This window comes from Pedococcus sp. P3_C7, from assembly GCF_056402615.1.
Window position 1 is genome coordinate 360,492 of sequence record NZ_JBFUHC010000003.1, and the last position, 16,949, is coordinate 377,440.

Genomic DNA, 16,949 nt, shown 5'->3' on the forward strand with positions numbered 1-16,949 from the left:
GTTCGGGGCAAGCCGGGGTCAGGCTACCCGAGTGGTGTCGACCGCCCCGGTGCGTGGTGACGAGGCCGCGGGCAGCATGGCACCGGCCGGMCCCGGGKCCGGCCGGTGCCATGGGAGGGGCACCCACTGTGGTTGCCTGTGCACGTGACGATTTCCGAGGAACCGGCGGGAGCCGGCGCCGCAGCCAGCCGTGGCGTGCTCGGTCGCGGCTCCATCTACACGCTCGGGACGGCGGCACCCGTGCTGGCCAACGCCGCGGTCACGCCCGCAGTCACCCGGCTCCTCGGCGTGGACGCCTACGGCGTGGTGTCCGTCGGCATCGTGGTCATGCAGATCGGGATGATGGTGGCGGGTCTGGGCCTGTCGTCGGTGATCACCCGCCACGGACTCCTCGGAGCCAGTGGCCAGGAGGGGGCTCGCACCCTGCTCAAACGAGGGCTGGCCATGACCGCGCTGCTCGTCGCCGTGGCGGCAGGCAGCCAACCGCTGTGGTCCGGTTTCCTCGATCCCGCGCTGCCGCGGGCGGTCCTCATCGCGTTGCTGACCGCCGGCTGCTACGTCGGCGTCGAGCAGAGCCAGGCCTTCCTTCGGGTGCTCGACCGACCACTGACCTTCGTGGGCCTGTCGCTCGTGGCCACCTTGGGTGGTCCGCTCCTTGGGCTGACCCTGGTGCTGAGCGGTGACGCCACCGCAGAGCGCTACCTCACCGGGCTGCTCGGAGGGTATGCCGTGGCGGCCCTCCTGGGAGTGTTCGTCACCCTGCGCAGCGGCCCGGCGAGCCACCACGCCGGGGACACGCGCGCGGCTCTGCGGATGGGGCTGCCCATGCTTCCGCACATGGTGTCGATCTTCGCCGCCAACGGTGGTCTGGTGTTCCTCGCCACCGCGATGCTCGGCCGCGAGGAGGCCGGCCGCCTGTCTGTCGCCCTGCTTCTCGGGATGGCGCCCGGCGTCGTGACCGCTGCCATGAACAACTCCTGGGGGCCAACCGTCTACCGGGCGTCCGAGGCCGAGCGTGGGCACGTCCTCGAACACACCGCCGCCGACATCGGCTACCTCGCTGCGACCATGGCAGGCGGGGTCGCCCTGCTCTCCCCGTGGCTGCTGCGGGTCGCCGCCGGCCGGGACTTCCGCCCGGACGAACTGGTGCCGCAGGTCGGCGTGGTGGCCTTCGGCACGGTCCTCGCGATCGCCTACCTCGCGAACGTCCACCTGGTCTTCGCCAGTGGTCGCACCTTCGGGCTCTCGTTCACCACCCCGCTGGCGCTCGCGGTCGGGCTGACGGGCGGCGCGTTGCTCAGCCGCGTCAACCCCGCCCTGCTCGCGCTCGGCTTTCCCCTGACGTATGCCGGTATGGCCCTGGGGTCCTCGGTGCTGGCCGCCCGGGTGGCGCACGTCAGGTGGCGTCGCGAGGTGCTCGTGGTGCCCGTGCTGCTCGGTGCGGCCTACTGCCTGGCAGGGGCGCTGCTTCCGCTGTCGCCGTGGGTGCGCCTCGTGGCAACCACCGTGGTCGTCGTGGTCGCCGCCGTGCGGTTGCGACTCGTCGTCCGGCGCTAGCGGGACGACTCGTCTCCGACGTCGGCACCAACCTCGATGGGAGTGGGCAGCGGCCGCACCCCGGGCAGTGTGCGCGGCAGCGGCTTGGGCAGGTGCGAGAGGGGGTGTCGCAGGAAGTGCACCGGGCTCAGCCCCTGGGCCTCCTCGGTGGAGCCCTCCGCGCGGTCGCCCCAGCCCAGGACGTTGCGGGCCTTCTGCAGGGGTGCTGCCAGCCAGTAGTCCACAGCGGGTCCGGGGCGGGGCCGCGTCCACCCCAGTGCCCCGACCAGCTCTTCTGGGGTGAGCACGGCGGCCCACCCGATCTCCGAGCGGGCCGTGCGGGTGGCAGCCGCGGGGTCCACCGACCGCCCGTGCAGCTCCGGCCACGTGGCGACGATGGACTCCAGCGACACGTTGTCCCCACCACCCAGGCTGAGCGGGTCGCCGTGCACGGCGACCTCGCGACCCAGCGCCGCGGCATACATGATCGACGTCATCAGCCGGTTGGACACGGTCCTGCGGTGGCTCGCGACGAGGCCGAGGATGCGTCCCAGGAAGTTGGGGTCATGGCGCTGGCCCGCCATCACCAGCTGGTGTCCCGCCCGCTGCCATGCCGCGACGATCTCGGGCCTCGCGACGTCGTCGGCGTGCAGGCACACGGTCGACGGGCCCTCGGTGTCCCGGTAGTAGTCCGCGAGCGCCCCCTGGTCACCCAGCACCTCCAGCACACGGGTGCCGTGCAACGGCATGACCAGGCTCCGCTCGGACGGTTCGGGCAGGCTGTCGGCAGCCAGGCGAGCGAGGTAGGCGAAGGGAGCGCCGATGGCCACGGTCGGCCGGTCGGCGACCTCGGGGCTCCAGGCACGGGACTCGTGGCTCCACACCAGGAGCCGCCGCCGGGAGGTGCGCCCGATGTCCGGGAAGTCCCCGAACTGCACGGCGAGTGGCGACGACGTCGTCCACCCGTGCTGGAGGAGGCCGGGCACGTGGCGGGGCCGCCGCAACCCGGCATACGCGGCCAGGACCTCGGCATGCCCGTAGAAGTGGTTCTGGATGTCCACAGGTGGTTCGCCCTCCGTGGCGTGGGTGGTGTCCGTCGGGTCCAGCGGTCTGGGCGCCGGGAGGCGCGACAGCATCCGTTACCCTACCTAGCGCCCGCACTCCCCCTCGCGCGCAGCCAGGCGCCTCGCTGAAGGACCAGTCGTGACCGTTGACGTACTCCTCCCCTACTACGGCGATGTCGCCATGATGAAGCAGGCGGTGGAATCGGTCCTTCGGCAGCACTCGTCGGACTGGACCCTCACGGTGATCGACGACGGCTACCCCGACGAGTCCGTCCCCGGGTACTTCGCCGGGCTGGTCGAGCAGGACTCGCGGATCAGCTACGTGCGGAACGAGCAGAACCTCGGCGCCAACGGCAACTACCGCAAGGCCCTCGGCTTCGTGAAGAACGAGCTGGCCGTGGTCATGGGTGCCGACGACGTCATGCTGCCCAACTACCTCGACTGCGTGGTGGGGGCCCACGCCAAGTTCCCCCAGGCACAGATCATCCAGCCCGGCGTCGAGGTCATCGACGAGACGGGCGCGGTCGGCCAGACCGGGCTGGTGGACCGGGTCAAGGGCCTGCTCGCCCCCCGCGGAGAGGGGACCCGCCTGCTGGCAGGAGAGGCCCTGGCCATCTCGCTGATGCGGGGCAACTGGCTGTACTTCCCCTCGATCGCCTGGCAGTCCGAGGCGTTGGTGCGCACCGGTTTCCGCGAAGGACTCGACGTGGTGCAGGACCTCGCGCTGGCCCTCGACCTCGTCAAGGCCGGTGGCGCCCTCGCGGTCGACGACGAGGTCTGCTTCCAGTACCGACGCCACCGCGAGTCCGACTCGAGCTGGCGCGCGCTGGCAGGCACCCGGTTCATCGAGGAGCGGCAGTTCTTCACCCAGATGGCCGCAGAGTTCGACGAGGTCGGCTGGTCGAGGGCGGCGAGGAGCGCGCGGCTGCACCTGACATCGCGTCTCAACGCGGCGACCCTGCTGCCCAAGGCGTACAAGAACAAGCAGACGGAAGGCGTGCGCAACCTGCGTGAGCACGTCCTGTCACGACCGGGGATCATCAAGAAGTGACTCGACTGGTCCGCGACAACGGCTCCCGCGCGCGCGTCCTTTGGTCCCCAGGGCAACCCGAGTGCGTACGCTGGCGACGATGAGCAGTCACCTCAACGACGACGTCTGGCTGGTGGTCCCTCTCTTCAACGAGGGCTCGGTCATCGGTGAGGTCGTCCGGCAGGCACGTGAGACCTTCCCGCACGTCGTCGTGGTCGACGACGGCTCGCGCGACGGGGGCGCAGACCTCGCCGTCGCCGCCGGTGCCGTGGTCGTGCGGCACCCCGTCAACCTCGGCCAGGGTGCCGCCCTGCAGACCGGGTTCGAGTACGCCCTGACTGACCCGTCGATGCGCTGGGTCGTCACTTTCGACTCCGACGGCCAGCACCAGGTCGCCGATGTCGTCGCCATGGTCGAGAAGGCGCGCAGCGAGAACCTGGATGTCGTCTTCGGGACGCGGTTCCTCGACGACCGCACCAAGCCGAGCCTGGCCAAGAAGGTCGTGCTGCGGGCCGCTGTCGGCTACACCAACCTGACGACCCACACACGCCTGACCGATGCCCACAACGGGCTGCGCGTGATCTCCAGGGACGTCGTGGCGCAGATCGAGATCACCCAGAACCGGATGGCCCACGCGTCGGAGCTGGTCGCCCAGATCGGCGACCTGGGGGTGCGCTACGACGAGAGCCCGGTGCACATCCTCTACACCGACTACTCCCGTGCCAAGGGCCAGTCCCTGTGGAACGCCGTCAACATCCTCGCCGAGCTGATCCTGCGATGAGCCCGACCCCCATGCAGGAGGCGCCATGCAGCAGCTGCTGATCCAGGTCCTGCTCATCGCCGTGGTCATCGGCGTCGTCGCTCGGCTCTTCCGCTCGCGGGGTGCGCGGGCGCAGGCCATCCGCCGCATCGGCCTGCTGCTGTTCGCGACGTTTGCGGTCGTGTCGATCCTGCTGCCCGACGTGTGGAACCGGATCGCCAGGCTGCTGGGCGTCGGACGTGGCACCGACATGGTCCTCTACGCGCTGGTCGTCGCGTTCCTGTCGTTCACCGTGACCACCTACGTCCGGTTCCGCGACCTCGAGACGCGCTACACGAAGCTCGCTCGCCGACTGGCCCTCGACGAGGCAGCTCTGCAGAGCTCCCAGCCCGACCCGCAGCCCGACCAGCGGCCCGACCAGCAGCCGGCTCCGCGACACGACGGGCCCGACAGCCAGGTGTGACAGTCCGCACGCAGCGAGGCCCGTGGGCGCGCTCAGCGGAGCCGGTCGATGGCGGCTCGAGCCGTGTCGAGGACGGGCGCCGTCGCCAGCCCTGCACCGCTGCTGGGTCGGCCGCCGTCCACCATGGCCGCAGCGAAGTCGCCCGCGTCCAGGGCGGCCAGCTCGACGCCGGCAGGGCGCGGCGCGGTGTCGCTGGCGACCACCCGTGCCCCCGCGGCCATGGCCTCACGGACGATCACCGAGTCACCGTCCCAGGCGGTGGGGCGCAGGAACACGCCACTACCCTCGAGGACTGCGCGCACGGCCTCCGGCGAGGCGTCGAACGTCAGGGACACCCAGCTGTCGGCGGCGACCGCGCGCCGAAGCCCTGCGAGGGCGGGGCCGTCCTGTCCGTAGGCGAGAACGCGGAGGGTGGCGTCGGGCCACGCCCCCTCCCGGGCCAGCCGCACGGCCTCGACCGCGAGATCCGCGTGGTAGTGCGGCAAACCGGCGTTGGTGGCGACGACGACTGCGTGGGGAAGCCGGGCGCCACGGACCCCGTCCTTCCCCCGCGGGGTCGGGACGAACGGTGTCACCACCCGTACCCGGTCCTGCAGGGACGTCGGCAGGACGGCCCGGATCTCGTCGTTGACCGCCCAGATCTCGTCGTAGGCGCGCAGCCCCGTGCGAAGGACTGTCGCCCCCACCCAGCCGAGCCGGCGGACCTGCGCCAGGGTCGAGCCCGAGTGCAGGAGGAGCGCGGTCCGGCCGGGCAGGACCGCGAAGACAGGGGCGAGGACCACGGCTCTCCACAGCCGGGTGATGTGGAAGACGTGCAGGGTCCGGCGGAGCCACCACGAGGGCACCGAGCGCAGGGCGGAGGAGGGCGCACCGGTGTCGACGTAACGGACGTCGTGACCCTCGGCCCGCAACGCCTGCGACAGCTGGCGGTGGCTGGTGTGCACTCCTCCCACCTCACCGTGCTCCTGCGCCCACTGGAGGACGCGGGCCGGGCGACGGACCGCGGCGTGGTCCCGCATCAGTCCAGCCGCGAGCTGGTCAGGACACCGACCAGGTGACCACCAGCCGTGATGACTGCGAGAGGGACCATCACGGCGACCAGCACCTGCGTCCCGCCGAGGTCACCGCGGGTGACGTCGACGACCCCTGCCACGAGTGCGAGCAGCGAGGCCTCCACGGCCACGAACGCCCGGAAGATGGGCAGGTAACCCATCGCCCGACGCGCCGCCGCCAGCCCGGAGACCCGCGACCGCGTCGTGGCCGCCACGTCCTCGAGCATCGGCCTGCCCGTCTTGGCCCGGGCGACGTGCACGAGATCCGTGAAGGCCTTGTTCATCAGCACCACGATGGCGACGAGCAGCCCGAGGACGGTCCACCCACCGACGTGGGTCGGGTGCGCCAGCGACCACCCGTCGGCGCGCAGCCCGAGGGCGGCCGGGATGGTGGCCTCGGTCGCATAGTGGCCGATCCGGTCGAGGTAGATGCCGGCTGGGGAGAACCGCTGCCGCCACCGCGCGACCTCCCCGTCACTGCAGTCGAGCAGGATCTGCAGCTGCATGGCCACGACGCACAGCACCGGCCCGGCCACACCCGGCAACGGGAGCGCGAACGCCCCCAGGACGCCCACGAGGATCATCAACCAGGTGACGCCGTTGGGCGTGATCCGGGTCGGCAGCAGTGCACGGGTCGCGTAGATCGACAGGTGCCGGATGTAGAGGGCACCTGCCCAGTGCTCGGCGTTGTAGCGGGCGATGTGCTCGGGCGGCTGCGCCACGTCACGAAGGGCGGCGATCGAGGGCCGGTTGTCGGCGGGGTCGTGGTTCACGCGGCTCGCACCTCCCCCGACGATGGCTGGGCGGCCCGCTGGCCACGCGCCCAGCCCCGCCAGCCCAGGGCCGACTCCACGGCATACACGACGAACAAGGCGAGTGCGGCCCACGGGAGCACCGATCCGACCGGTCCGCCCAGCGCCCACAGCAGGGCCAGCGCGACCAGGCGGCCATCGGTGCCCAAGGTGCCCAGGGTGACCCACGGGCGGGACGGCGCCCCGGTGTCACGCAACCGGTAGACCACGTCGTAGCGGTGCCACGCGACCGCCGCGAGGTAGGCGAAGACGACCCAGCGGCGGCCTTCGGGCAGGTTCCAGGCCACCCCGACCACCAGGGCTGCCTCGGCGACCCAGAGGGCCGCGGGCAGCTGCCAGGACAGCCGGTGGACCAGCGGCGGGCGCGACGCGGCACCCGTCACGAGGACTCCGAGGAGGGCCGTGCCGACCACGATCCACCCACCGACGTCGGCCGCGGCGAGGGCTCCCGCCGCAGCGACGAGTGCACACCCCAGAAAGGCCGTGACCTCGGGGAGCCGTGCCACGCAGCCGGCGCCACGCGCCAGCGGCCCGAGGTCGAGCTGGTGGTCGAGGTGTCCCCAGTGTCCCGACGCGGCGTCCGGGCCGGGACGGTAGCGGTCCCGACCCAGCACTGCCTTGACCGTGCGGCCACCGCTGGTCCAGACCAGGGCGACGACCACCGCGACGACCAGGGTCCACAGGACCGCCTGGGCGTTGAACGTGAGCAGGCTGAGCGAGAGCAGCAGGTAGCGCTCCGCTATCGGCATGTGCAGGACCTTCTTGGTCCAGAAGACCGCCGCTTCGCGTCGGCTGGGTGGGGCCGGGAGGTGGGTGCGCGCCTCGTCGGGGCCGAGGTCGCGGACGGTGTCGACGGGCAGGGCGTCAGGCACGAGGTGGGCCACCGACTGGACGGACCGTCGGTGGTGCGCGTAGTCCTCGAGGTGCCGGGTCGTCACCAGCACCATCGCCAGTGTCGCGAGCCACCAGGCGTCCTCGCCGCGGCGCACGGCCACCCAGGCGACGGCTGCCAGCAGGGCGTACTCCTTGACCCGGTCGCCGACGGCATCGAGCCAGGCGCCGAGCGCACTGAACCGCCGGGTGAACCGCGCCACCTCCCCGTCGACGCAGTCAACGACGATGGCGACCTGCAGCAGGACCGCTGCGGCGACCCACGTCCAGCGGTTGTCGACGGCGGCCAGTCCGGCGCCGACCAGGCCCAACCCCAGGCTGGTGATGGTGACGACGTTCGGCGACCACGAGTGGGCGAGCCCGAACCCGGTCAGCCGTCGCGACAACGGCCGGATCACGTGGGTCGAGAAGAATCCGTCCCCCCCACGGGAGGCACCGCGCAGCCTCTGCTGCCAGGCCGACCCGGCGACGCCGTCGCTGTGCAGGCCACCCCTGGAGAACCGGAACGGGCCGAGCGGCGCCACGCCGACGCGCACGCCGCCCCGGACCAGAACCAGCAGCGCGAGGTCGAAGGGCGCCACCGCCGCGTCCGTGGCGCTGGCAGTGCCGGAGGCCGCCCGCCAGAGCTGTGCGGCCAGGGCGCGGTCGGCTCCTTTGAGCCGCAGCACCCCCGCCGCGAGCGCAGTGGGGTCGGTGACGGTGTGCCGCGAGGTTCCGACCGAGTGGACCAGTCGCTGCTCCCCCTGCACCCGTACCCGGCTCGGTCCCGTTTCGGAGCCGGCCACGTCGGCCGCTTCCACGGTGACGGTCGCCGTCGGGTCACCCGGGCGGTCGAGCAGGTCGAGCAGGGCGACCGGGCTGACCGTGAGGTCTGCCGCCACGAGGAACAGCGGGCCGTGACCAGGCTGGTCGGCGACCGAGGCCAGGGCTGACAACCAGTCCGCGGCAGACGAGTGGCCGAACGGACCGGCCGTCCGCAGGCCGAAGGGAGCCAACGACTCGTGCAGGTCGTCCGAGGCGACGTCGCCGAGGAGGACGAGGTCGCCGCCGGCTGAGTGGCCGTGGACCGCACGAGCGGCTGCGTTGCCGACGTAGGGTTGCTCGTCGAGCCTCACGGGCTCGCGTCCAGGTCGGCGTTGTAGCGGTCGAGGACGTCGGCCATCGGACCGTCCATCATCAGCCGACCACCGCGCAGGTACAGGCCACGGGAGCTGAACCGGCGCAGGTCCTTCTCGGAGTGCGACACCAGGAACAGGGTCCGCCCGTCGCCGAGCAGGCCCTCCATCCGGCGGTAGCACTTCTCTTGGAACGCCCGGTCGCCGACAGCGAGGACCTCGTCCACCAGCACGATGGGTTCGTCCAGCGTCGTGACCACGGCGAAGCCCAGGCGAACCTTCATGCCCGAGGAGAAGTGGCGGTACGGGGTGTCGAGGCCGGCCCGCACCTCAGGTCCTGCGAAGTCGATGATGTCGTCGAAGCGTTCGTCGATGCGGTCCTTCGACAGCCCGTGGAGCCCCGCCGTCAGGTAGACGTTGTCGCGCGCCGAGAGCTCGCCGACGAAGCCACCGGTGAGCTCGATCAGCGGCGCCACTCCCCCGTGGACGTCGACCGACCCCTCGTCCGGGAGCAGCACACCGGCGATCATCCGGAGCAGGGTGCTCTTGCCGCCACCGTTGCCTCCGACCAGACCCACTGCCTCGCCCTGGTTGATGTCGAACGAGATGTCCTTGAGCGCCCAGAAGGTCTCCTTGGGTGCTCCGCTGCGACCGTGGAAAAGCATCTCTCGCAGCTGCATCCGGCGTCGGCGGGAACGGTAGAACTCGATCCCCAGGCCCTGCACCGAGATCACGGGGTGTGTCATCAGATCTCCTTGAGGACGGCGCGCTCGAGGCGGCCGAAGACGGTGGACCCGACGAGCAGCAGGAGCAGGCTCACGACCAGCGACGTGAAGATCGCGCCCCAGACGATCTGCTGGTTGCCGCCGTGCGAGAAGAACCCGGCGCGCATCATCTCGAGGATGCCCGTCATCGGGTTGAGCCAGGTGATCTTGTCGTAGGGATGCGGCACGATGTGGCCGGCGTAGACCACCGGGGTCGCGTAGAACAGCATGCGCAGGAGGATCCGGATGACCCGCTGGGTGTCGGTCACCAGCGCGGTGATGGGCGCCAGCAGCAGCCCCAGCCCGGTGAGTGCCACCGCCTCGACGAGGACCCCCACGGGCAGCATCACCAGCCAGCCGTTGAGGTGGGTCTCACCGCGCACGAGGTAGACCAGCGTGAAGGCGATGAGCACCGGCAGGGACAGGAGGTACTCGATTCCCTTGGACAGCACCACTCGCAGCACCCAGATCTCCCGCGGGAGGTTGGTCGAGCGGACCAGCTTGGCCTCCTGGATCAGCGCCCTGGAGGTGTCCGTCAACGACCCCGAGAACCACTGCCAGGCGAGCAGTCCGACCACGAGGAAGAGGAAGTACGGCTGGTGGCCGACGTCGCCGCGCTTGAAGATGTAGACGAAGACCAGGTAGTAGATGAGTGACATCAGCAACGGGTCGAGGACGGTCCACACGTAGCCGAGGACGCTGCGCGCGTATCGCACGCGCAGGTCTCGCACGATGAGGGTCCACAGCACGCTGCGCTTGGCCGCCACGGCCTGCGTCCGGGTGAGAATTCTCATTCGTCCTTGCCTGTCGTATGCCGCGTCTGCAGCCGGTGCTGTGCCGCGTCACATCCTCGCGCACCGAACCTGCGGTCCGAAGGTACCCCACGCCGAGCCAGCCGCCGACGGGTGGCAGCGGCGCTCAGCGGGCACCCCGCAGGCCGCGAACCCGCTCGACGACGGCGGCACCGAGCCGCTCGGGCAGGAGGAGCTTGGCGGTGCTGGTGAGCGCACGGCGCGCGAGCCGCGCGTCCGTCGCGAGCCCGAGGTCTCGCTCGACCCCGAAGCTGGCCAGGTTGTCCCGCACGCGAGCCAGTCGCCCACGGTCGTCCTGCGCCCAGGCCCGCTCACCGCGTCGGGCTCGCACGACGGTCACGAGCTCCTCCATCCGACCGCGGTCCGCCAGCTCGACATAGAGCCGCAACGTCGGCGGAAGGCCAACCCGTCGGGCGGGCGGCAGGCCGTCCACGAGGTGGCGGAAGAAGGACAGGTAGGCCCTGCGGTACTCGTCGTCGGCCTCCGGGAGGGCCGACGTGTACAGCGGTAGGTCGAGCCGCAGGACCTTGTCGTCGTGCTGCTCGCGCAGCGCCACGAGGCCTTGCTCCTCGAGATATCCGTCGACGTCGCTCACGGCCGCGAAGCGGTCGACCAGGTTGCGGATCTCGTTGCGGCGCTGAGTGATCGAGCGCTCTCCCTGACGGGCCCGCCAGAGGTACACCGGCTCGTGGACCACGCCGACCCGGCCAGCGAGGTGCAGGGCACGCACCGTGACGGGCAGGTCCTCGTAGAGCACTCCCTCTGGGAAGCGGAGGCCGTGCTCGGCCAGGAACGAGCGGCGGTAGACCTTGTTCCAGGCAGTGGTGTCGTAGATCAGCGACGGGTCGCCCACCAGGCTGGCCAGCTGCCCCACCCCCGTCAGCGCACGAGTGTGCAGGCCGCTGGGCCAGTCGCGCTCACCATCCGTGCGGGTCACCGCGCCCGTGGCAACGTCCACGTCGGCCCGAACGGCGCGGCGCACCAGCTCGGCGTAGGGCTGGAGCAGGACGTCGTCGCCGTCGACGAACCCGATGTACTCACCGCGGGCAAGGTCGATACCGACGTTGCGAGCCGCGCCCAGTCCGGCGTTCGCCTGGTGGACCACTCGCCACGTGGGCCGGTCCGCGGCCGCCGCGTCGCAGATCGCCGGGCTCCCGTCGGACGAACCGTCGTCGACGACGATCACCTCGGTCTGGTCGGAGACGACGCCGGCCACCGAGTCGAGGCAGTCGCGCAGCCAGCGCTCGACGTTGTGGGCGGCGACGACGACGGTCAGGTCGGGCCGGCCCTGGTCCTCAGGCAGCACGGCTAGGGGACCTGGTAGAGCGTCAGGTTGCTCTCGCGCGTCTCGTACAGCACCCGCCAGCTCGACGGCGGGTTCGGGTGGGCCTCGAGCCACGGCCCGAGGGCGGTGCGGCAGTGACCACACGTCGACGAGCGGGCGCTGTACAGCAGGACCAGGTCGCCCGGTCCGGGCTCGCCCGCGCCGGTCAGGCTCATGGGTGTCCCGGACCATACCTTTGCACCACCGAAGAAGTCGCGTTGGTAGGCCGGCAGGATGCGTTTCGTCTCCCAGTCCGTCCACACCTCCCCGAACTTCTGTCCGCGGACGTGGTCCCGGAGCTCCTCGAGGGCCTCACCACCGTTCGGGGCGAAGGCCGGGTGGTCGGTGGCGTAGCCGGCCACGAACACGAGTGGGCCGGCTGAGGCCAGCACCGCGAGGACTACCGCGGGCAGGGCAGACCGCAGTCCACGGCGCGCCCGGCGCGGCGCCTGCGCCGACGACGTGGGCTCGGCGGCAGCCCTCGCACCCATCCAGCGCCTGGCCAGCCACCCCCCGAGCAGGGCGACGACGGCACCAACCGTGAGGTACATCGCCGGGAAGTACTGGATCCAGTAGCGGATGATGTCCAGCTTGCCCTTGGGGTGCTGCGGGTCCAGGCCCCCGCCTGCCGCAACGTTGAGCAGGTAGACGCTGACGAACGAGGCAGCCATCAGGCGGGCCGGCTTGTTGCGGACGAACAGCCCCAGCACGGCCACAGCGCCTGCGACCAGCATCCAGAGTCCGTCGGGCTGCAGCCACGCCGTTCGCGGGATCTGCAGGAGGTACCACCACCGCGGCATCCCCACGACGTTCGTCGCGGCAAGCTCGCCGGACTCGGCTCGCGCCTCTCCGACGCGAACCCCCATCAGCGTGTGCACCTTGAGCAGGGGGTCGCCATAGGCCAGCGCGCTGACGCCGACGTCCACCGCAGCCCAGGCGAGCAGGGGGACCAGGACGATCGCGGCGTTGCGGACGACCCGGCCGCGTTGCCACAGGATCGCCACGACCATCGGCCACGCCAGCATCGAGGTCTCGCGCGTCTCGAAGCTCATGCCGAGGGCGAAGCCGAAGAGGAGCAGGCACACGACTGCCCCCTTGCCACGGAATCCGCGATCCCGGGCAACCAGGGCCAGCAGGGCGGCGAACATGATCAAGGCCATGCTCGGCACGTCCGGGTATCCCCGTGACAGGTTGAGGAAGACGATCGAGTTCGCGAAGAACAGCACGACGGCGAGGGCGCCGGCAACCCAGCCCCACCAGCGGCGGCCCAGCAGGTACAGCGTCGCACCGAGCATGCCCGCTGACAGCAGAGGCACTGCGTAGTAGCTGGCCTCGGAGTTGCGGAAGATCAGCGCGAAGGGGGCCGTCAGGAAGATCATCCCGTAGCGCGTGTAGCCCAACGGCACCCAGTCGTCGCTCGGGAACTGCATGGCAGACCGGACGTAGTGCCAGGGGTCGGTGGGAACCAGCGGTGAGCGGAAGACGTAGCCGATGGCCACGATGGCCAGGCCGATGAGGACTGCGACCAGCAGGTCCGAGCGGGTGATGCGCCTGCCCGCGAGCCAGTCCCCCTTCGATGCGATGGAGTCGGTCCCGCCGTCAAGGGCCTGACCGGCTGTCGGTTCGGCGACACCTGGGGGAACGTCGATCAATGGCATCTAGGGACCTTCCGGGATCGTCTGGGGCGAGGCGGCCACGCCTCAGGGTATCCGGACGGACCGGTCTGCCCTGCCCACCGGGCCCTCGGAATCGGGTGGGGGAACGACGTGACTACGACAGGAAGCGGTCGATGAACCGGGCTGACGCCAGGCCGTCCTCCAGGCCGGTGTACTTCTCGCGGAAGGCGGCGTACCGGTCGGCGTACTCCACCCGCACCTCGTCCAGCCGATCGAGCGCCTCGATGACGCCACTGGACTCGGTGAGCAGCGGACCGGGGGCCTCCCGCTCGAAGTCGAAGTAGAAGCCGCGCAGGTTGTCGCGGTAGTCCTCGAGGTCCCAGGTGAAGAACAGGATCGGCCGGCCGGTGTTGACGAAGTCGAACATCACCGAGGAGTAGTCGGTGATGAGCACGTCCGACACGAGGTACAGGTCACGGATGTCGGGATAGCTCGAGACGTTGCACACGAAACCGCCGAACATGGTCGAGTCGATCTCTGAGGCGACCAGCTGGTGACCACGGATCAGCAGGACGGAGTCGTGGCCGAATGCGCGGTACAGCCGCTCGAGGTCGAGCTTCATCGTGAACTGGTAGCGGCCGGTCAGGTCGTAGTCGTTGTCCCGCCACGTCGGCGCGTAGAGGATGACGCGCTTGCCGTGCGGCAGCGACAGCCGCTCCCTCGCTGCCGCCGCCTGCGACTCGGCGAGCTCGGGCCGGTGGAAGATGTCGTTTCGGGGGTAGCCGATCTCGAGGACCTCACCCGTGTAGCGGAACGAGCGGGCGAGGATGTCGGTCGAGAACGGGTTGGGTGAGACCAGGGCGTCCCACTTGGCCACGTCGCGGCTGAACTGCGACAGGTAGTTCTTGTTGGACATCTGGATGTTGTCGATGTCGAACCCGATCCGCTTGAGCGGGGTGCCGTGCCACGTCTGTCCGTAGCGACTGCCCGCACGCTTGACGTAGTGGTTCGGCATGGAGTCGTTGCTGACGACCCATCGTGCGCGGGCCAGTCGGCTGTAGTAGTCGCGGCTGCCCGTCAGGACCCGGGTCACGCCTTCGGGCACCTCGACCGACAGGTCCTGCACCGCCCAGACACATTCGCGAGGATCTCCCCTGCGCTGCAGCTCCTCGTAGATCGCGCGCGGGTTGTCGGAGTACTGCCGGCCCTTCCAGGCCTCGAAGAAGATGACGTCCTCGAGCGGGCGCCGGCGCTGGACTCGGTACCAGTACTTGCGGTTGCGCTTGCGGTGCAGGGCACCGCGGTCGCGGAAGTCGCCGTCCGCGTCGACGACCAGCGACAGCTCGTGGTCGGCGTTGGTGCGCAGCTGGAAGGTCATGCCCTCGACGTCGCCCTCCTCGGACAACCTCGCCTCCGCCCCGCTCGAGGTTCGCACGGCGCGTTCGCGCTGGCCTTCGTCGGTGGTGGTCAGGCTGAAGTGCCAGCGCCCCGGAGCCAGCCACCTGAGGACAGCTGAGCCGGGTGCTCCGACGGCCGGGATCGTCGCGGTCCAGCCCTCGCCGTCGAGCACGACCGGGATGTGGTGTGCGACACCGCTGTCCGCGGCCAGGTTCAGCGACCCGACGTCGCTACCGCTCGCGACACCGCGCAGGTGCAGACCATCCGGCTCCCAGCTGAACGAGGTGACCACCGGACCGGGGCGGGTGTCGAGCAGGCGCGCTCCTCCCAGAGGGCTCTCACGCACCACCAGCGAGCGCCGCCGGACGGCGACGAAGGCGTCCTCCATGTCGGGGGCGAGGTGGACCAGCGTCCTCGGCTCGTCCGTGGGCGCGGCATCGGGAGCCGAGACGCCGATGACCCACTCACGCCCCGAGAACGAGGAGGCTCGTACCTCGAGCACGTCGGCACCGATCGTGGCGCGCGCGGTGGTCCCATCGGTCTCCAGCGGGACGAGCAGGCTGTGCAGGGAGTCAGTCCGGCGCAGGAAGAGGGAGCTCGGAGCCCAGTCCCCGGTGACGCGGCGCACCGTGAAGGTGACCGAGTCGCCGTTGCCCTCAACCGATTCCAGCAGGGCCTCGACTCTGTGCACGGCGATGTCGAGCTGCCGGTCCTGGTAGCCCGGGACCACCAGCTGGTCCGGCGCGATGAGCCTGCGCCGAGGGAACCGGCCGGAGCCCAGGTCGGGGTTGCCCACCGACGACCCACGACGAGCGGAGGGGGCGGCCACCTGGGCCAGGAGCTCGTAGTGCGCCTCGTCCTGGCCCGGTGCGAGTCGGAGCAGGTCGGGTGAGATCCGGGCGACGAACCCGGCAGCGTCGTACGACACCGCGACGCCGGTGGTGCGGGCTGTGAGGTCGCGTCGTCGTACGCGACGCGACCTGACCGAGTGCCGCTCGCTCGCAGGTGCGCCCACGCGACGGATCTGGAACCGGCGCACCGACGACACCGGTGTCGCGTCGGCGACCCGGTGGATGAAGGCGTGGCCGTCGACCAGCAGGTCGTCGCCGTCCCACTGGACGTCGCGAACGCCCGTTCGCAGGGGCTGCGAGCGCGTCACCTCGTAGACCGCTGCCGGGACCGCCTTTGCCGTGTCGGTCCGGAAGGGCAGGTCGGCGTAGAGCCGGACTCCGTTGCGCACGAAGTTCCCCCGGTTCGCCGGCACTCGGTAGAAGTCGTGCACCTCCATCAGCTCGGGCAGCATGCCCTGCGAGATCAGGTGGTACTGGAGCCGCCGGATGGGTGGCAGGGCGGCGATCGACGGGGCCGGGACCCGCTTCAGGTAGTCCCCGACCAGGGTGACGACCTGCTCGCGGAACGTCTCACTGCCCTCGTGGAGCACGTCGATGAACAACGGGATGTCGATGGTGAGGACCTTGGAGTCGTGCACCTTCTTGCCTTCGACGTCCTCGCGCCCGACCAGAAAGTCGTCGACCGAGGTGACGGCAGCCATCCGGTCTGCGAGGTTCTTGGTCTCGGCGCGCCGCTGGGTGATCGACTGGACCGCCGTCTGCCGCTCGCGCCAGAAGTAGACCGGGTCGGCGAGGACGTCGACGGACGACGCGAGGAAGTGCGCCGGCAGGGTCAACGGGATGTCCTCGTAGTACACCCCCTCCGGGAAGCGAAGTGCGTGCTCGGCGAGGAAGGCCCGCCGGAACACCTTGTTCCAGGCCGTGGTGTCGTAGATCAGCGCCGGCGTCTCACGGATGTGGGTCCGCATCTGGTTGCGCTGGATCGCACGACGGTGCAGTGGGGAGGGGAACGTCTTCGCCCCGTCGAACCGCAGCACACCGCCCACGACCATGTCCGAGCCGCTCTCGCTCACGGCGTGCACCATCAGCTCGTAGGCATCTCGAGGGACCAGGTCGTCGGAGTCGACGAAGGTGACGAGCTCCGACGTGGCGTGGTCCATCCCGATGTTGCGCGCCCGGCCGAGCCCGCCGTTCTCGACGTGCAGCACGCGCCAGTGCGCCCGCCCGGCAGCGAAGCCGTCAGCGAGCTCGCCGGAGCCGTCCGTCGACCCGTCATCGACGAGAATGACCTCCAGGTCCTCCAGCGTCTGGGCCACCAGGGACTCGAGACATGCAACGAGGTAGTCGCTCACGTTGTAGATGGGAACGACGACGCTCAGCGAGGGCATGGGGAGGTGAACCTTTCGATCGGGTCACTAGATGGTATGCGGTGTGGCCCGGCTCCCTACCCGGCGCTCGACC

At 70.5% G+C, this 16,949-nt stretch carries 13 protein-coding genes; 4 read left to right on the top strand and 9 right to left on the bottom strand.

The features are described 5' to 3' along the window. The first annotated feature begins 144 nt into the window (after nucleotides 1-144). Nucleotides 145-1,557: a lipopolysaccharide biosynthesis protein gene (locus AC1DS4_RS05710; protein ID WP_477632483.1), complete on the top strand. Its 1,413-nt coding sequence runs from the start codon at nucleotides 145-147 to the stop codon at nucleotides 1,555-1,557. Here the strand turns inward: AC1DS4_RS05710 and AC1DS4_RS05715 are convergent. After that, on the bottom strand, nucleotides 1,554-2,672 hold the full coding sequence (locus AC1DS4_RS05715; RefSeq protein ID WP_477632482.1) for a hypothetical protein: 1,119 nt from the start codon (nucleotides 2,670-2,672) through the stop codon (nucleotides 1,554-1,556). The genes AC1DS4_RS05710 and AC1DS4_RS05715 overlap by 4 nt on opposite strands. A 67-nt stretch (nucleotides 2,673-2,739) precedes the next feature. Between AC1DS4_RS05715 and AC1DS4_RS05720 the strand changes: the two genes are divergently transcribed. The 3 genes from AC1DS4_RS05720 to AC1DS4_RS05730 all read left to right on the top strand — a co-directional run bounded on the left by AC1DS4_RS05720 (nucleotide 2,740) and on the right by AC1DS4_RS05730 (nucleotide 4,853). Next, nucleotides 2,740-3,651: a glycosyltransferase gene (locus tag AC1DS4_RS05720; RefSeq protein WP_477632481.1), complete on the top strand. Its 912-nt coding sequence runs from the start codon at nucleotides 2,740-2,742 to the stop codon at nucleotides 3,649-3,651. A gap of 79 nt (nucleotides 3,652-3,730) precedes the next feature. After that, the gene (locus AC1DS4_RS05725) at nucleotides 3,731-4,411 is read left to right on the top strand and encodes a glycosyltransferase family 2 protein (protein ID WP_477632480.1); all 681 of its coding nucleotides are present in this window, start codon (nucleotides 3,731-3,733) and stop codon (nucleotides 4,409-4,411) included. A 25-nt stretch (nucleotides 4,412-4,436) separates the two neighbouring features. Beyond that, on the top strand, nucleotides 4,437-4,853 hold the full coding sequence (locus AC1DS4_RS05730) for a DUF2304 family protein (protein WP_477632479.1): 417 nt from the start codon (nucleotides 4,437-4,439) through the stop codon (nucleotides 4,851-4,853). 32 nt (nucleotides 4,854-4,885) lie between these two features. Here the strand turns inward: AC1DS4_RS05730 and AC1DS4_RS05735 are convergent, their stop codons facing one another. The 8 genes from AC1DS4_RS05735 to AC1DS4_RS05770 form a co-directional block, all read right to left on the bottom strand. Beyond that, nucleotides 4,886-5,872, bottom strand: coding sequence for a glycosyltransferase (locus AC1DS4_RS05735; protein WP_477632478.1), 987 nt, complete (start codon nucleotides 5,870-5,872; stop codon nucleotides 4,886-4,888). Next, entirely contained in the window at nucleotides 5,872-6,678 is an 807-nt protein-coding gene (locus AC1DS4_RS05740) for a CDP-alcohol phosphatidyltransferase family protein (protein ID WP_477632477.1), read from the bottom strand. The genes AC1DS4_RS05735 and AC1DS4_RS05740 overlap by 1 nt, the downstream gene beginning before the upstream one ends. Next, nucleotides 6,675-8,723 carry a DUF5941 domain-containing protein gene (locus AC1DS4_RS05745; protein WP_477632476.1) on the bottom strand — a complete coding sequence of 683 codons (2,049 nt, stop codon included), beginning with the start codon at nucleotides 8,721-8,723 and terminating at the stop codon, nucleotides 6,675-6,677. Before AC1DS4_RS05745 ends, AC1DS4_RS05740 begins: the two co-directional genes overlap by 4 nt. Next, entirely contained in the window at nucleotides 8,720-9,469 is a 750-nt protein-coding gene (locus AC1DS4_RS05750; protein WP_477632475.1) for an ABC transporter ATP-binding protein, read from the bottom strand. Before AC1DS4_RS05750 ends, AC1DS4_RS05745 begins: the two co-directional genes overlap by 4 nt. Then, nucleotides 9,469-10,281, bottom strand: coding sequence for an ABC transporter permease (locus AC1DS4_RS05755; protein ID WP_477632474.1), 813 nt, complete (start codon nucleotides 10,279-10,281; stop codon nucleotides 9,469-9,471). Before AC1DS4_RS05755 ends, AC1DS4_RS05750 begins: the two co-directional genes overlap by 1 nt. Before the next feature lie 124 nt (nucleotides 10,282-10,405). After that, a complete protein-coding gene (locus tag AC1DS4_RS05760) occupies nucleotides 10,406-11,605 on the bottom strand; it encodes a glycosyltransferase family 2 protein (RefSeq protein ID WP_477632473.1) in 1,200 nt (399 codons plus the stop codon). 2 nt (nucleotides 11,606-11,607) lie between these two features. Continuing rightward, entirely contained in the window at nucleotides 11,608-13,281 is a 1,674-nt protein-coding gene (locus AC1DS4_RS05765) for an ArnT family glycosyltransferase (RefSeq protein ID WP_477632472.1), read from the bottom strand. Between the two features lie 112 nt (nucleotides 13,282-13,393). Continuing rightward, the gene (locus AC1DS4_RS05770) at nucleotides 13,394-16,876 is read right to left on the bottom strand and encodes a bifunctional glycosyltransferase/CDP-glycerol:glycerophosphate glycerophosphotransferase (protein ID WP_477632471.1); all 3,483 of its coding nucleotides are present in this window, start codon (nucleotides 16,874-16,876) and stop codon (nucleotides 13,394-13,396) included. Nucleotides 16,877-16,949 lie beyond the last annotated feature (73 nt).